The organism is Acinetobacter sp. KH_038 (genome assembly GCF_057839405.1).
Genome location: NZ_CM174489.1, coordinates 2,023,074 through 2,037,716, shown reverse-complemented (window position 1 = coordinate 2,037,716; position 14,643 = coordinate 2,023,074). Strand labels below are relative to the sequence as shown.

Annotated in this window: 17 protein-coding genes and 4 tRNA genes; 11 read left to right on the top strand and 10 right to left on the bottom strand. The window is 41.8% G+C overall.

All coding sequences use genetic code 11. The features are described from left to right. The first annotated feature begins 62 nt into the window (after positions 1-62). Genes AC3IT7_RS09575 through AC3IT7_RS09565 form a run of 3 tightly spaced genes read left to right on the top strand, consistent with a single transcriptional unit; the run spans position 63 to position 1,257 of the window. Positions 63-422, top strand: coding sequence for a hypothetical protein (locus AC3IT7_RS09575; protein ID WP_005103701.1), 360 nt, complete (start codon positions 63-65; stop codon positions 420-422). Beyond that, a complete protein-coding gene (locus AC3IT7_RS09570) occupies positions 419-676 on the top strand; it encodes a DUF7940 domain-containing protein (protein ID WP_489248292.1) in 258 nt (85 codons plus the stop codon). Before AC3IT7_RS09575 ends, AC3IT7_RS09570 begins: the two co-directional genes overlap by 4 nt. Further along, complete coding sequence (locus AC3IT7_RS09565) at positions 673-1,257, top strand: glycoside hydrolase family 19 protein (RefSeq protein WP_489248291.1); 585 nt, start codon at positions 673-675, stop codon at positions 1,255-1,257. Before AC3IT7_RS09570 ends, AC3IT7_RS09565 begins: the two co-directional genes overlap by 4 nt. A 139-nt stretch (positions 1,258-1,396) precedes the next feature. On the opposite strand, the gene AC3IT7_RS09560 is transcribed toward AC3IT7_RS09565, so the two are convergent. Further along, complete coding sequence (locus tag AC3IT7_RS09560; RefSeq protein ID WP_489248290.1) at positions 1,397-2,065, bottom strand: hypothetical protein; 669 nt, start codon at positions 2,063-2,065, stop codon at positions 1,397-1,399. Then, positions 2,062-3,276 carry a tyrosine-type recombinase/integrase gene (locus AC3IT7_RS09555; protein WP_489248289.1) on the bottom strand — a complete coding sequence of 405 codons (1,215 nt, stop codon included), beginning with the start codon at positions 3,274-3,276 and terminating at the stop codon, positions 2,062-2,064. The genes AC3IT7_RS09560 and AC3IT7_RS09555 overlap by 4 nt, the downstream gene beginning before the upstream one ends. Before the next feature lie 989 nt (positions 3,277-4,265). On the opposite strand from AC3IT7_RS09555, the gene glnA reads away from it, so the two are divergent. From glnA to AC3IT7_RS09525, 6 genes are all read left to right on the top strand, one after another. Next, complete coding sequence (glnA, locus tag AC3IT7_RS09550) at positions 4,266-5,681, top strand: type I glutamate--ammonia ligase (RefSeq protein WP_489248288.1); 1,416 nt, start codon at positions 4,266-4,268, stop codon at positions 5,679-5,681. Positions 5,682-5,776: 95 nt separating this feature from the next. Beyond that, positions 5,777-6,055, top strand: a complete 279-nt coding sequence (locus AC3IT7_RS09545) for a hypothetical protein (protein ID WP_475655191.1) — start codon at positions 5,777-5,779, stop codon at positions 6,053-6,055. A gap of 2 nt (positions 6,056-6,057) precedes the next feature. Then, positions 6,058-6,564, top strand: coding sequence for a chorismate--pyruvate lyase family protein (locus tag AC3IT7_RS09540; RefSeq protein ID WP_489249999.1), 507 nt, complete (start codon positions 6,058-6,060; stop codon positions 6,562-6,564). A 5-nt stretch (positions 6,565-6,569) separates the two neighbouring features. Continuing rightward, entirely contained in the window at positions 6,570-7,448 is an 879-nt protein-coding gene (gene ubiA, locus AC3IT7_RS09535) for a 4-hydroxybenzoate octaprenyltransferase (RefSeq protein ID WP_489248287.1), read from the top strand. Between the two features lie 108 nt (positions 7,449-7,556). Next, positions 7,557-8,798 (top strand): alpha/beta hydrolase family protein, encoded by a 1,242-nt coding sequence (locus AC3IT7_RS09530; protein ID WP_489248286.1) that lies wholly within the window; start codon positions 7,557-7,559, stop codon positions 8,796-8,798. 150 nt (positions 8,799-8,948) lie between these two features. Then, positions 8,949-9,206 carry a hypothetical protein gene (locus tag AC3IT7_RS09525; protein ID WP_475655187.1) on the top strand — a complete coding sequence of 86 codons (258 nt, stop codon included), beginning with the start codon at positions 8,949-8,951 and terminating at the stop codon, positions 9,204-9,206. A gap of 1 nt (position 9,207) precedes the next feature. Here the strand turns inward: AC3IT7_RS09525 and AC3IT7_RS09520 are convergent, their stop codons facing one another. From AC3IT7_RS09520 to AC3IT7_RS09490, 7 genes are all read right to left on the bottom strand, one after another. Continuing rightward, a complete protein-coding gene (locus AC3IT7_RS09520; protein ID WP_489248285.1) occupies positions 9,208-9,651 on the bottom strand; it encodes a DUF2726 domain-containing protein in 444 nt (147 codons plus the stop codon). A 62-nt stretch (positions 9,652-9,713) separates the two neighbouring features. Next, a tRNA-Asn gene (locus AC3IT7_RS09515) sits at positions 9,714-9,789 on the bottom strand. Between the two features lie 7 nt (positions 9,790-9,796). Next, positions 9,797-9,872: transfer RNA gene (locus tag AC3IT7_RS09510), tRNA-Asn, on the bottom strand. Between the two features lie 292 nt (positions 9,873-10,164). After that, a tRNA-Asn gene (locus tag AC3IT7_RS09505) sits at positions 10,165-10,240 on the bottom strand. Between the two features lie 6 nt (positions 10,241-10,246). Continuing rightward, a tRNA-Asn gene (locus AC3IT7_RS09500) sits at positions 10,247-10,322 on the bottom strand. Positions 10,323-10,470: 148 nt separating this feature from the next. Further along, the gene (locus AC3IT7_RS09495) at positions 10,471-11,097 is read right to left on the bottom strand and encodes a superoxide dismutase (protein ID WP_475655185.1); all 627 of its coding nucleotides are present in this window, start codon (positions 11,095-11,097) and stop codon (positions 10,471-10,473) included. Positions 11,098-11,250: 153 nt separating this feature from the next. Beyond that, a complete protein-coding gene (locus AC3IT7_RS09490; protein WP_489248284.1) occupies positions 11,251-12,009 on the bottom strand; it encodes a Nif3-like dinuclear metal center hexameric protein in 759 nt (252 codons plus the stop codon). Between the two features lie 170 nt (positions 12,010-12,179). Between AC3IT7_RS09490 and AC3IT7_RS09485 the strand changes: the two genes are divergently transcribed. Continuing rightward, entirely contained in the window at positions 12,180-13,361 is a 1,182-nt protein-coding gene (locus AC3IT7_RS09485; protein ID WP_489248283.1) for a trypsin-like peptidase domain-containing protein, read from the top strand. A 143-nt stretch (positions 13,362-13,504) separates the two neighbouring features. Then, the gene (locus AC3IT7_RS09480) at positions 13,505-13,762 is read left to right on the top strand and encodes a hypothetical protein (RefSeq protein ID WP_475655182.1); all 258 of its coding nucleotides are present in this window, start codon (positions 13,505-13,507) and stop codon (positions 13,760-13,762) included. A 398-nt stretch (positions 13,763-14,160) separates the two neighbouring features. On the opposite strand, the gene AC3IT7_RS09475 is transcribed toward AC3IT7_RS09480, so the two are convergent. Next, positions 14,161-14,553, bottom strand: a complete 393-nt coding sequence (locus AC3IT7_RS09475) for a carboxymuconolactone decarboxylase family protein (RefSeq protein ID WP_489248282.1) — start codon at positions 14,551-14,553, stop codon at positions 14,161-14,163. Positions 14,554-14,643 lie beyond the last annotated feature (90 nt).

Genomic DNA, 14,643 nt, shown 5'->3' with positions numbered 1-14,643 from the left:
ATGTCGAATTATCCACCAGGGCCGAAAGGCTCTTTTTTAATGCCAATTTTATAGGGGGATGTATGCCTGAAAATAGGCCGTACAACAATAATGGATGGGAGGGAAAGATTGACTCCATCCATAAAGACATTCGATTGATCCTGGAACATGTTGCACGCCAAACCTTCATTAACGAACACCATGAGAATGCAATTGCCAAAATCCAAAAAGAACTTGATGCCCTTGAGTTAAAGGTATCAAGCCTTGAAAACAAGTCTGCGACTCAGGATGGGGGCCTTGGGGTTTTAAGGGTTTTGCTCGGCCTTTGTGGTGGTTCGATTCTCGGCGCATGTATTTGGGTTGGCGCATCAATCATTCAAATCAATCAAACACAATCACTAATGAAAGAGAAAGTCACACGACTTGAGGAAACTTTAAAATGAAATTAGTAGATAATGCCCGACAGTGGTATAAATTCTGGTCCATCCGATTGAGCGCTTTAGGCGCTTTTTTATTGTCTGCATGGTTTGCATATGGCAGTGAAATTACAGCGTGGTGGATGATTCATGCTGCGGACTATTTCCCCTTCTTGGCACCACAAACAATTAAGTGGATTGGTTTATTATTGGTGATTGCAGGGCAGCTGGCCCGACTGGTGAAACAACCACAACTGGTCAAAGAGGATGGCACTCAATGAACATCACTCAAATTAAAAAACTCCAAAAAGTAGTAGGCGTGCATGATGATGGCATTATTGGCCGTGGCACCTTGACTGCGGTATTTAAGAAGTTGGGTGCCAGCCAAGCACGCGCTGAAGAACTCGGTCTTGCTGCCAATGTTCACATGCGTACCTATGGCATCCTGGACAACCCACTTCGCTTTATTCACTTTCTTGCACAGCTGGCACATGAGTCCGGCAACTTCCGCTATATGGAAGAAATTGCATCAGGTGCGGCGTATGAAGGTCGAAAGGATTTGGGTAATACTCAGGCAGGAGATGGGAAACGGTTTAAAGGTCGTGGCCCAATTCAATTGACTGGCCGCGCAAACTATCGCAAGTATGGTCAGCAACTCGGCATCGACTTTGAAAACAATCCTGAAGTTGTGGCAATTCCAAGCATAGGCCTTATAGTTGCTTGTAAGTTCTGGTCTGATAATGGCTTAAATGCCTTGGCTGATAAAGATGATGTGCTGACCATTACGCGCCGGATCAATGGCGGCACCAATGGTCTTGCAGATCGTAAAGCTCATCTTGTGAAGTTGCGCCAATGGGTGTAAGAAGCATTTTGCTGTGCCTCCTCCTATCGGGCTGCACAGCTCATTCGATTTCAACTAGGGTTCATGTCACCGTATGTGTACAGTGCGTGAATTAAAAAGCCCTCACTTGAGGGCTTTGGTTATTTTAATTTTTATATTTTTATATTTTTAGGTCTTCTAGGTAATTAATAAAAACATCCTCGTATACAAAAGTTTGAAAATCATTAGTTATAAATTTAAAACAGCTTTCGAAAACAACATGCTTATCTACTGAACAAAAGTTTGAATAGTATTCTTCAGTCTTTATCTTATCTTGTAATTCAGATAATTTTTCCTCAAAGCGGGCGACTAGGTCACTTTTCGAGTTCTGTGTTTTTAAATAGTTTATCTCTTGCATATCAAGAATTATTTCCACAGAAATGCCGATAATGTTTTTAATTGTTTGTTGAACTTCTATATTTAAAGATTGGTATTCTTTAATAGTTAAATTCTCTCTTTTCAACTTCAGCTGAATCACTGTAAATGAATTTCTCTGATTGCGGATATAGGATCGTAACTCAGCCATTTTAGATTTTATTGAAATAACATATTGATGATTTATTTCATATTGTTTAACCACCCGCCAATCATTGAATAGTTGAGCAGCAATATAGGCTGCAACCAATGTAGTTATTCCACCAAAGAAACTCCCAAGCACATCCCAAGCATCTTTTAATGATGTCCCAGCCTTAAAAAAATCAAACAATATGAATGTCAAAGCAAAGAAAAACAGTGTTGCAATTATCATAACAGCCAGCGCATTGACTATAGTTTTTTGAGCTTCTTTCATTCCTTCCACCCATCCACAATGTCAGCCCAATCCTGCATCATTTTTTTACGATCTGCTAGATACTTGGCATGGTTATACGATGCACGAGTTTTATTTTCATCAGCATGGGCTAGTTGAGTTTCGATCCACTTTTCATCATAGCCAAGTTCATTAAGTAGTGTAGATGCTGTAGCCCGAAAGTCATGTGCTGTGACATTCTGCATGATGTACTGCAATGCTCGGTTGACTGTAGTGGCTGGCATCATCCCGCCATTATAAACACCTTCAAAAACATATTTTTTCCGGCCAGTAAGCTTTTTTTGCTTGAGCAGGAGTTGGTAAACCTGTTCAGACATTGGCACCACATGAGTCCTATTTTTCTTGGTCAGTCGCAAGCCTTTTTTAAGTTGCTCCCTAGTTTGCTTTTCAAAAGTAATAGTCCTTTCGTCAAAATCAATAAATGACCATTGCAGTCGGCGCACCTCAATTGTGCGAAGCATAGTGTAGAACAAAAATAAAATAGAATTGACCGTCGACTCGGCGCCACCATAACTATCGATCCGCGCTCTAAATACCTTCCGTTCGGCCGGGCTTAACGGTCTTGCATGCTCTACATCTGGTCGTGCAATAACTTCGCGTACCGCATAGGTTGGATCATTCTCAGCTCTTAATGTAGCAATGGCATATCTCATCACAGAGCCAATCTTCTTCCTATTTTCAATTGCTGTGACTTCACCAGTGCCACGGTTATCCTGACCCTTAACGCGCTTTACTGTATTTTGCATAATCTTCAAAACGTCAGCAGAGGTCACATCTTTAATATTTTTATGTCCGATGACTTTGTAGATATCCTTTTCCATTGCCCGGTGAAAGGCATCTATATAGGTTTGAGATTTATCCTTTAGTCGATCCGCAGCATATTCCTTTGCGATAGCTTCAAAACTACTTTCATCACACAGCAGAGCAGCTTTTTCTTGTTGACGATGCACGGCTGGATCAATATTTTTAGCGAGTAGTGATTTGATTTCATCTTGCTTCTGTCTGGCTTCCGCCAAGCTTACGATAGGGTATTCACCCAGACTAATCATCGAGGCCTTACCCGCATAACGATAGCGTACACGCCAAAGCTTTGTGCCGGTCGAACGAACCTCAATACACAGCCCACCTTGATCAGCAATACGGTATGCTTTTTCCATTGGTTTTAGTTTTTTTAGCTTGGTATCGTTAAGCATGTGAGTAACGCAAGAGATTAAATGTGGTTACTCACTATATTACTCACAAAAGCGATTAATACAATTTAATTCTATTTTATGGTATTTAACGGGAAAGGCTTGAAAATAAAGACATAGGGATTTTAATTTAATAGCATTTTACAGTATTTAATTATTATGATAATTCTCGACCATTAAAAGCATGAGCTTAACCTATTGAAATTAATGCACTTAACTGTGCTAAAGTTGTCCAGATCGTACTTTATTCGTGCTTGTTGCAAGCACTGTTGTGACACGACTAAATCATTGATTTCATTGTGTGAAAATAAAGCACGCTTCATCATAGCAAAAATTAGCCGCATTCGGCGCAACAATTTTGCCCAATTTATTGGCCTGAAGGCAGCTTTATTAACTTGAATAAAGGTTTAACATAACTTAAAGGAATTAGCTAACTTTTAGAAAGATTAAGATGACAACTTAGGAAAAAGCTTATATTAAAAATCTAAGCGAGAATATGGAGGGTTGAGCTGTCGAAAAAAGCATCACTTGAATAATTAAGCTTTATATAGACTGTCGTTTAGCAAGCCCATTTAAAGAAAATGCCTCAAAATAATCACCTGCACCACACTCTGCCAAAGCTTTCTATTTACCTAAAACCATCAGAAAGCATGTGCTTTTTAGCAAGATTAGGATGGATTTTAAACAATAATACGAAAAAGCAGCAAATTTGATATAAAAAATTATGTTTTAAATACACTTTTATAGATGATTGCACTATTTAGGTGCGCTAAAAAATAAAGCTGAAATAAAATAAATGAAGAATGCTTGAATATAGTGCATTTAGTTTTTCAGCTAGTATAATAGCCGCAAAGTATTTTTGTCACTTCATGATTTCTTATATAGATTTCAAGATTTTATCTATACTTTTAATAGTTGGTACGGTAATTGCTTAATGACTACCAACTACTAACACGCACGTAACGAGTGCAACAAAAATTCATCGGAGCAAAATGAGCATGGCGAACAAAGTCCTTCAACTCATCCAAGAAAGTGGCGCAAAATGGGTCGATTTCCGTTTTACGGATACTAAAGGTAAAGAACAACATGTGACTTACCCAGCAGATACAATCGACGAAGATACTTTTGAAGACGGTAAAATGTTCGACGGTTCTTCAATCGCTGGCTGGAAAGGCATCGAAGCATCTGACATGATCTTACGTCCAGATGCAGAAACTGGTTTCATCGACCCGTTCTTTGCTGAGCCTACAGTTGTTGTGACTTGTGACGTGATTGAGCCTTCAACTGGTCAAGGTTATGACCGTGATCCGCGTTCGATTGCTCGCCGTGCTGAAGAATACCTGAAATCAACAGGTATTGGTGATACAGCATTCTTTGGTCCAGAACCAGAATTCTTCGTGTTTGACGAAGTAAAATGGGAAATCGACATGTCTGGCGCGCGCCATACATTGATTGCTGAAGAAGCTGCCTGGTCTACCAACAAAGACTACGAAGGCGGTAACTCTGGTCACCGTCCACGTGTAAAAGGCGGTTATTTCCCGGTTCCTCCAGTAGATTCTTCACATGATATGCGTGCAGATATGTGTGCAAAAATTGAAGACATCATGGGTCCAGGTCGTGTAGAAGTACATCACCACGAAGTTGCATCTTGCCAGTTAGAAATTGGTGTGAGCTTCAACACCATGGTTCGCAAAGCGGACGAAGTGCAGCAGTTCAAATATGCTGTTTGGAACGTTGCGCACCAATATGCAAAAACTGCGACCTTTATGCCTAAACCAATGGTTGGCGATAACGGTTCTGGTATGCACGTTCACATGTCAATCTCTAAAGATGGCAAGAACCTGTTTGCTGGTGATGAATATGCAGGCCTTTCAGAAATGGCATTGTACTTCATTGGCGGTATTATCAAACATGCGCGTTCATTGAATGCTTTGACCAACCCTTCTACAAACTCGTACAAGCGTCTGGTTCCGCATTTCGAAGCACCAATCATGCTGGCTTACTCAGCGCGTAACCGCTCTGCGTCTATCCGTATTCCTTATGTTTCTAGCCCGAAAGGCAAACGTATTGAAGCTCGTTTCCCAGATCCAATGATGAACCCGTACCTAGGTTTCGCTGCATTGTTGATGGCTGGTCTTGACGGTATCCAGAACAAGATCCACCCAGGTGAAGCGGCTGACAAAAACTTGTACGATCTTCCTCCTGAAGAAGAAGCTAAAATCCCAACAGTGGCACATAGCCTTGATATGGCGCTTGAAGCACTTGAAGCAGATCATGATTACCTGCTTAAAGGTGGCGTGTTCACTAAAGAAATGCTGGATGCTTACATCGAGCTTAAAACTGAAGAAGTACGCCGTTTGAACACGACGACGCATCCAGTTGAATTTGACATGTACTACAGCCTGTAATTCTTTTAAGAATTTCACTGTAAAAAACCCGCGCTTGTCGCGGGTTTTTTCTATATTGGGTTAATATAAAGAAAAGAATGTTGAATTAGATTGTTATGGCCAAACCACGTAAAAAGCATACCGGATTTTTTCCCTGGAATGATCCTAAAGACCATGAGCAAGGTTTTAAGTTAAATTTTTCTGAAGTTACCTATCTGGAAGTAGGGCGTACCATTGAAGGTTATAAACAGGCACAGTTTATTGAACTGAAAAATCCTGAATTGGCACTTACATTCGACTATCCACAAGAGTTTTATTTAAGTGCGGAAGGCTTGATTTTAATTAAAACCCCACAAGGTAAATTTGAAGTGATTGCTAAAGCAGATCATGGTTAATGATGGTCACCAAAACGGATGGTTCTGTGCAAGTCAGAATAAATAAGACTCTATCTCCTGCGTTAAAACATTGGTTATATGCATCAGGCTCATTGACGCAGCAACTGACCGATTTGGCCCAGGGGCAATTTCATGTTGAACCGGTCCAGGAGCATTTTCAGCGTTTAAGTTTTGCTGATGCCAAATGGATGCAGATGTCACATCAGCATACCTCCTGGGTGCGTGAAAGCTATCTGTATGGCTCGGAGCAGACGCCGTGGGTCAAGGCTAAAAGTATTTTTCCGATCTTGAGCCTGCAAAAAAAAGCCCGAATTTTTCAGCATATTGGTAGCAAACCGATTGGCTGGTTTCTATTTCAGCGCACCAACCCACTGTGCCAACGCCGGATTGTGCTGTTAGAAGACGGCTGGACCCGTCAGAGCTGCTATACTTGGCATGGCTGTAAATTTATCGTACAAGAAACATTTTTACCGGCATTTGAACATTTTATACAAAATTCACAGGTGTGACTTTTATGGCAATCGCACAAGCAATTACCTGGCGTGAACGTCTTAACGCCTATTATTATCTTTGTCGTTTTGATAAACCGATTGGTACTGAACTGGTATTTTGGCCAACCATGTGGGCACTCTGGATTGCAGCTCAGGGAATGCCACGCCTTGAAATTTTGATTCCCATGATTCTGGGGGTGATTTTTATGCGTGCGGCGGGTTGTGCCATTAATGATTTTGCGGATCGTAAGGTTGATGCGCATGTGGAGCGTACTAAAAACCGTCCGCTGGCCACCGGTGTGATCAGTGCCAAAGAAGCGATTATGGTATTTCTGGTCTTGGTTGCGGCTAGTGCCTGTCTGTTATTTTTCCTGCCGATCGAAACCTTTTACTGGTCTTTTGGGGCTTTGCTGTTAGCGTTCATTTATCCATTTATGAAACGCTACACTCATTTGCCTCAGGTATTTTTGGGCGCGGCATTTTCCTGGGCCATCCCTATGGCCTATACCGCAGTCGGGCAAACTCCCGATTTAACCTGCTGGTTGCTGTATTTCGGTAATCTGGCCTGGACCGTGGCCTACGATACCCAATATGCGATTGCAGACCGTGAATATGATTTAAAGATTGGGGTGAAATCGACTGCCATCCTATTTGGCCGGCATGATATTGCAATCATTAGTGCCTTACAGGCGAGCAGTATTGTATTGATTGCTGCTGCACTTTGGCTGGAAAATTTATTGCTTCCATTTGGCTTGTTGGCGCTTTTGCTGGTTGCTGCTGATTTTATTTACCAATGGATTAAAACACGAGATAAAAATCCACAACTATGTTTTTGGGCATTTCGCCATAACCGCTGGATCGGGCTGATTATTTTTGCAGGAATACTGCTTGCTCTCAGATAATGACCGTGTATCGGATAATAACAAAAGCATCCTATAAGGATGCTTTTTTTATGCTTAATTTTGAATGATCTCGAAAGAGATAGGGAATAACAATAAGAGGATAGCAATATGCAGAACGGTTATAAAAAATTGATGTTGGGTGTGCTGTGTTCCTCAGTACTTTTTTTATCTGCGTGTAACGATGATGATGACAATGATTTCTTTGTCCCGCAGCCCCAGGTTTTTCTCAGTGAACAAGCATATACTCAAGACGTGATGTCTCAAGCATCTAGTATTCGGGTCATGCGTTATAACATGCCAAATGTACAGGGTAAAACGGCAGAAGCGACTGCCTTGGTGATTTATCCCCGAGTACCACAACCACGAGATGGTTGGCGTGTCGTTGTATGGGAGCATGGCACGGTGGGTAGTGGTGACAGTTGTGCACCAAGCCGAAATGCTTTTAACCCACGTTTTAAAGCCATGGCTGAAAGTTTGCTTGCCAAAGGTTATGTGATTGTTGCACCTGATTATGAAGGGTTGGGTACACAGGGCATTCATCCTTACTTGCATCTAGAGAGTGCGGCACAATCTGCAATTTATGCAGTAAGAGGATTTAAGCAGCAGCAAGGGAGTCGATTTAATGGCGCCTGGGTTTCTGTGGGTCAATCGCAAGGGGGACACGCTTCGCTTGCAACAGCACAATTTGCAGGAGATGATCCAAACTATAAGGCAGCGGTTGCTGCAGCCCCTGCATCCAGTCTGGGTTATATCATTGGTACAGTTGCACCCCAGGCTTTAAATCGACTGGTTTTGGGTGAAAGTGCTGGTGTTGTTCCTGCAGGAACCGCCAGAGCTGTGTATTCGGAACTGCTTGCCTATGCGGCATATGTAGCAGTTGGAATTAAAGCCTATGAACCAAACTTTGTATATCAGGATGTTTTTGAATCTAGTTCAGGACTGGTTGCTGAGCGTGCAGAAGGAACCACTGGTGAAAATGGCCTGTGTCTAGGCGATTTAATGACAGAATTCAGTGCAGATATAGATGCGTGGTTGCAGCAAAATCCTGGAAGCACAGTGGCTGAATATCCGGGGCTGATAGATACTTTTGATCAAAACCAATCTGTGAGAGAGTTTTTGGAGGAAAATCAACCTGCAACTAAAAAAATCAATGTCCCTGTCATGATTATTCAAGGTAAGGATGATATGGCAGTACCTTATGATGTTACAGATAGTTTGCAAAAGAATTTGGCAGCTTTAGGTACAGATGTAACTTTCCTTGGGGTTGAGGGTGCAGGACATACTGAGGCAATTGTGCAGAAAAATTCTGATCTAGTCGCATTTATTGAAAAATATATGCCGGCTAAGTAAAGAATATCCTTGTTCAAATGCTGATCTAAGAATCTATAAAGGAGCCTCGGCTCCTTTTTTTGCAGGAAAATTTTGCAAAGATTTGAGTGATGACTTTATTTTGTTATATTGGGCACTGCAATTAAATTACGAAATTAAAGTAGGTTTGTTATGTCTGAGCAGCCACAGCCCCGCAGTATCAAAAAATTATTGATTTTCGGTACGCTTGCACTTTGTATTCCGGTATTTTTAATTAGTATGGCTTTTCTTGCGGTGAATAGTGATGCAAAAAATCAGGAAAAATACAAGCAGCAACAGGCAGAGATGATTGCGCGGATTGAAGCGCGAGAAGCTGCGGAAAAGCTCAAGGCTGAACAGGATGCCAACTCGACCCAGGCTGCATCTGAAAGCGTGGCAACTTCACCTTAAACTATCTTAAATCTCTTTGCAGTTGTCTGATACTTGGAATCTGAGTATAGCGAATCACGGTATAGCCTGCTGCAATCAGCATGGCATCCCGTTCCGCATCTTCCTGCTCTTTGCCAATATGACTGGGATCATCCAGCTCAATAATGGCCAGTACATTGTATTCACGATCAAGTATCACAAAATCTGTCACTTTACGGTTGAACTGATTGCGCATGTTCATCTGATCATGGGTAATCAGGGCGCTAAAAGCCACCTGAGCCAAAATATGATGATGTGGAAAAGCTTCTTTCAGGCGTGTAAACATCCTGCTTTCAAAAGCAGTAATCACACGTTTTGGATAAAATTTCTTTTGACGGGTAAACAGATGCGGGAAGAGCAGGCAAACTAATGCAAAAGTTGCCAGGCAGCCAATCACAAAAAATATAAACTGACTCAAATTAAACACAGATCACAAATAGGGAAGAATAAAAAAACCCACTTCGTAATGAGTGGGTTTTTTCGGAATCTTGGCTCTCCCACCTGGGCTCGAACCAGGGACCTGCGGATTAACAGTCCGTCGCTCTACCGACTGAGCTATGGGAGAATAGATTTGGCTCTCCAACCTGGGCTCGAACCAGGGACCTGCGGATTAACAGTCCGTCGCTCTACCGACTGAGCTATTGGAGAATCTGACAGCGATTATAGAGAGATTTAAAAAGGGGTCAAGGCACTTTTAAAAAAAAGCTGCAGAAATTGAATCAAGTGTTTTAAAAATAATCGAAAAGGCTTGTAGTTCAAAATGTTATATTTGTGTAATGCCAAGAGCAAGATTAAACCGCGATGAGCAGTGCTTATGATCAGGCAGCTTGCTGGCTAGAATAGACTGGCTGCTCAAGCGATAGAAATGAATACGATCTTGATTTAAAAAATATAGACATAAAAAAAGCCTACTGCATCATGAGTAGACTTTTTAGAATCTTGGCTCTCCCACCTGGGCTCGAACCAGGGACCTGCGGATTAACAGTCCGTCGCTCTACCGACTGAGCTATGGGAGAATAGATTGGCTCTCCAACCTGGGCTCGAACCAGGGACCTGCGGATTAACAGTCCGTCGCTCTACCGACTGAGCTATTGGAGAATCTGATCGGCATTTTAGGGATGAATCACCAGGCCGTCAATCAATTAATGTAAAGAAATGAATTGTTTGCTTTATAAATATTCGTTTAGGACATAAAAATAAAAAAATCACCCGAAATGGGTGATTTTTTTAGTGAAGAAATAAAATATTATTTCTCAACACCTGCAGGCTGACCTGCATATTTCGCGTTTGCATAATCCCAGTTTACCAGGCTTTCCAGGAAAGTAGAGATGTACTTAGGACGTGCGTTACGGAAATCGATGTAGTAAGCGTGTTCCCAAACGTCAATCGTCAATACTGCAACTTTACCGTGCGCCATTGGCGTATCAGCATTTGAAGTTTTCAGGATAGAAAGGTTGCCGTTTACTTCGTCAGCAACTAACCAAGCCCAACCTGAACCGAACTGAGTCGTTGCAGCAGCAGCAAATTCTTCAGCAAATTTTTCGTAAGAACCGAAAGCTTCGTCAATTTTTGCAGCCAAAGTACCAGTAGCTTTACCGCCACCGTTTTTAGCCATACAGTTCCAGTAGAACGTGTGGTTCCATACTTGAGCAGCGTTGTTGAAAACACCTGCTTTAGAAGCATCACCAGCAGTTGCTTTAATGATTTCTTCTAGAGTTTTGCCTTCAAGCTCAGTACCAGCGATCAGGTTGTTCAGGTTAACCACATAAGTATTGTGGTGTTTGTCGTGATGGTATTCTAAAGTTTCTTTGCTGATGTGCGGAGCAAGATCTTCGTAGCCATAAGGTAATGCTGGTAAAGTAATGGTTGTCATGTTTTCAATTCCTTGCATTTTGCTGGGTTTTAACAATAAGTGGCTTTATTGTAATAGATAATCGGGCAGAAATGGGCATCGTGTATAAATAACAATACAGAATAAAGCCTGAAAATATATGAATAAAGCCACTGCGTATAACCGTCAGTCGAATTAAATCGGATTGTTTAATTCGAAATAATCATACTCAATATTAAACTGTTCTGAAATAGCCTTGGCCAGGCGTTGTACACCGTATTTTTCAGTCGCATGGTGACCACAGGCGTAATAATGTACATCCAATTCCTGAGCATCATAAAAGGTACGTTCAGACACTTCACCTGAAATATAAGCATCGCAGTTTTGTGCTGCAGCTTTATGAATATAATCCTGTGCACCACCTGTACAAAAACCGACTTTTTGAATCAATGATTTTTCAGCAGGTAGATGGATTGCATCAAAGCCTAATTTTTCCGAAACAAAAGTTTTGAAGTTTTCTGGAGTCATGGGCTGTTTTAAATAGCCAATATTGCCAATCGGGCATTTTTCACTCGGATCAAGCTGTTCGATATTTTCAAGCTCAAGCAAGTCTGCAATGGCAGCATTATTCCCCAGGGTTGGATGACTGTCTAAAGGCAAATGATAGCCCACCAGTGAGATATCATGTTGAATTAAGGACTTGATCCGTTTTCCGCGCATACCGGTAATTGGATAGGCTTCGCCTTTCCAGAAATAGCCATGATGAACCAGCAGTAAATCCGCACCTTGTGCAATTGCAGCTTCGATCGCGGTCTGGGACGCTGTTACGGCACACAGGATTTTATTGACCTGTGCACGACCTTCGATTTGTAAACCGTTCGGTGCATAATCCTTAAACTCGTGAGATGCTAAAGTCTGGTCGCACCACTGAATAATATCGTTCAAATTCGCCATAAAATTCCTGTTTGTTTAAAAACTTGTCACTATTTATCTGTAGATTGAATTGTAACTAAAGCTGCACAAAACTCTGTGGAATATTTTGTGTTTAGTTATGTATTTGGCATTACAATAGAATACAAATTACTTAGTCATCAACGAATTAAAATATTTTAGAGGATAACAACGTGCGTCGCACCTTTACATGGTTGCCCTGGATATTACTGATTTTAGTTATTATCGGTTTTGTGGGGTGGCAACAGCTGCAAAAACCCAAAGCACCGGTTGCGCCAGATGGCGTAAAGATGCCTGCTGAAAAAGTAGAGCCGTTGATTGATACTTCGCGTTCAGGAGGCGTGGTCTCCTATAGTGCTGCGGTGAAAGTGGCAGCACCGGCTGTAGTCAATATCTTTACCACTCAAAAAATCAAACAACAGGCCCATCCATTATTGACAGATCCGGTATTCCGCGAGTTTTTTGGCGACCAGTTGCCCGATCAGTTTGGACAAAGTCCGAACGAAAACAGTCTGGGATCCGGGGTGATTGTGCGTCCGGATGGATACATTCTGACCAATAACCACGTGATTGCACAGGCAGACCAGATTGTGGTGGCTTTGCAGGATGGACGACGTGCCGAAGCCAGAGTTGTGGGTACAGATCCAGATACCGATCTGGCCGTGATTAAAATTGAACTGGATCAATTACCGGTGTTGCCGTTTAAACTGAGTGGCAATGAAGTGGGTGATGTTGTTCTGGCCATTGGTAACCCGTTTGGCGTGGGTCAAACCGTAACGCAGGGGATTATTTCGGCAACAGGTCGTTCAGATCTGGGAATTAATACCTATGAAGACTTCGTACAAACCGATGCTGCGATTAACCCGGGCAATTCAGGCGGAGCCTTGATTGATGTGGCTGGTAACCTGATTGGGGTGAATACGGCAATCTTCTCGCAAACTGGCGGTTCACTCGGGATTGGTTTTGCGATTCCAGCCAAAATCTGTCAGCAGGTGATGAATGCCATTCTGAAAGATGGCCGTGTCGTTCGTGGCTGGTTAGGCATCAGTTTATTGCCGACAGAACGTGATGATGTGTTGCAGCCTAAAGAAAAAGGTGTCACCGTCGCAGAAGTACTGGCGGATGGACCGGCAGCGAAAGCGGGAATCCAGCGTGGCGATAAAATTATGAAAGTGAATGAAGAAGAAATTAATTCGGCTTCACATCTGATTAATTTTGTAGCCTTGCAAAAGCCGAATAGCACCATCCAGATTGAAATTGAACGTGGCGGCAAAATGATGCTGCTGGAAGTTGTGGTGACTGAGCGTAAAGCACAAAGCAGTTCTTCACAATATATTCCACTACCAGGCCAGTAAGCCTGTTAAGCATTGATTTAAAAAATCCCTCCCATGAGGGATTTTTTATGTCATCTATTTATCTGATTTGATACAAAAATAAGATATCAGGCTTGATATAAATCATTTAATTTAATCAAATTACATAAGAAGAGCAGACAAATATGAGCTTTATGACAGCGGATCAGGCCAAGGTTTTATCAGATGTGGCTAATTTAAATATTGAAGTCTACAAGCCACGTTTAGCCAAATTAATTGAGGAAAATGCCAGACAGGGAAATACCGCAGTGATTACTGTTTTTCCGAAGCATCTGCCTTTAGAAGACATTCGGGCCTTATCTGCCGAGTTGACTGAACTGGGCTATAACGTACGTTTTGAAGTGCTGGAGTTTTATTATAGCTTTAATGTGTACTGGCTATAATTTTCACTTTTGATTAGAAGTAGCAGAATTGCGATATATATCTTGCTGTATAGCACTCATATTTAAAGTATAAGTTGCTTATCTGTGTGTTTATTGAGCTTGGGTAAAACCCAATCCCGCGACCAGCAGATTTTCATCTACTCATCTATAAGCACACAGGCCGTCATTAGAATTCTAGCATTTTGCCAAAACCTGACCATATCGAATATTGGGCATAGCCAATCCTGCAAATATCAAAAGTCGATACAGCAGATTAGTGAATTAAATCAAGCAATGTGCTGAATTAATTAGATGATTTGTGCAAAAATCACAGTATCAATTCAGTCAAAAAATCTGATCCGAATGCGCCAAGAATCTTGAATTTTTGGCGCAATCCTATTCTGCAAAAAGAATTATTTTTAATTTTGCTGATTTGCCTGATAGTCTTGAATCACCTCAAGCGCTGCTCGGAAAGCTTCCTGGGTAGCAGGTGCGCCGTAATAAGGCAGGCTCTGTAATAACACTTCCTGGATCTCTTCAACACTGGCACCGTTATTCAATGCACCCCGGATATGGCCTTTTAATTCAGTCGGACTTTTTAGTGCCGTCAAGAATGCAATCGTGATGAGAGAGCGATATTTACGTGTTAAGACACCTTCACGCTGCCAGGTTGAACCCCAGGCATGCTCATTAATCCAGTCCTGCAGAGGCTCGGTAAAAGGTACAGTATTGTCCTGCGCACGTTTGACAAAACTTTCGCCCATGACTTCAGTACGCACCTTTAGACCATTATCATAATCTTGTTGTGACATTTTATTTCCCTGATTTTATTATTGCTCTAGCTTAATCGTTTCCGAGCTGTCTACTATTATGAAATGGTCGTACAAAAAAGTGGCTGGAAA

What these genes read in the sequence shown, in the direction of transcription:
- AC3IT7_RS09545 (WP_475655191.1), top strand. Translation starts at nt 5,777, where the DNA reads ATGGCCAAACCACGTAAAAAGCATACCGGATTTTTTCCCTGGAATGAT.
- AC3IT7_RS09480 (WP_475655182.1), top strand. Translation starts at nt 13,505, where the DNA reads ATGAGCTTTATGACAGCGGATCAGGCCAAGGTTTTATCAGATGTGGCT.
- AC3IT7_RS09570 (WP_489248292.1), top strand. Translation starts at nt 419, where the DNA reads ATGAAATTAGTAGATAATGCCCGACAGTGGTATAAATTCTGGTCCATC.
- AC3IT7_RS09565 (WP_489248291.1), top strand. Translation starts at nt 673, where the DNA reads ATGAACATCACTCAAATTAAAAAACTCCAAAAAGTAGTAGGCGTGCAT.
- glnA (WP_489248288.1), top strand. Translation starts at nt 4,266, where the DNA reads ATGAGCATGGCGAACAAAGTCCTTCAACTCATCCAAGAAAGTGGCGCA.
- AC3IT7_RS09560 (WP_489248290.1), bottom strand. Translation starts at nt 2,065, where the DNA reads ATGAAAGAAGCTCAAAAAACTATAGTCAATGCGCTGGCTGTTATGATA.
- AC3IT7_RS09555 (WP_489248289.1), bottom strand. Translation starts at nt 3,276, where the DNA reads ATGCTTAACGATACCAAGCTAAAAAAACTAAAACCAATGGAAAAAGCA.
- AC3IT7_RS09525 (WP_475655187.1), top strand. Translation starts at nt 8,949, where the DNA reads ATGTCTGAGCAGCCACAGCCCCGCAGTATCAAAAAATTATTGATTTTC.
- AC3IT7_RS09540 (WP_489249999.1), top strand. Translation starts at nt 6,058, where the DNA reads ATGGTCACCAAAACGGATGGTTCTGTGCAAGTCAGAATAAATAAGACT.
- AC3IT7_RS09490 (WP_489248284.1), bottom strand. Translation starts at nt 12,009, where the DNA reads ATGGCGAATTTGAACGATATTATTCAGTGGTGCGACCAGACTTTAGCA.
- AC3IT7_RS09575 (WP_005103701.1), top strand. Translation starts at nt 63, where the DNA reads ATGCCTGAAAATAGGCCGTACAACAATAATGGATGGGAGGGAAAGATT.
- AC3IT7_RS09475 (WP_489248282.1), bottom strand. Translation starts at nt 14,553, where the DNA reads ATGTCACAACAAGATTATGATAATGGTCTAAAGGTGCGTACTGAAGTC.
- AC3IT7_RS09495 (WP_475655185.1), bottom strand. Translation starts at nt 11,097, where the DNA reads ATGACAACCATTACTTTACCAGCATTACCTTATGGCTACGAAGATCTT.
- ubiA (WP_489248287.1), top strand. Translation starts at nt 6,570, where the DNA reads ATGGCAATCGCACAAGCAATTACCTGGCGTGAACGTCTTAACGCCTAT.
- AC3IT7_RS09530 (WP_489248286.1), top strand. Translation starts at nt 7,557, where the DNA reads ATGCAGAACGGTTATAAAAAATTGATGTTGGGTGTGCTGTGTTCCTCA.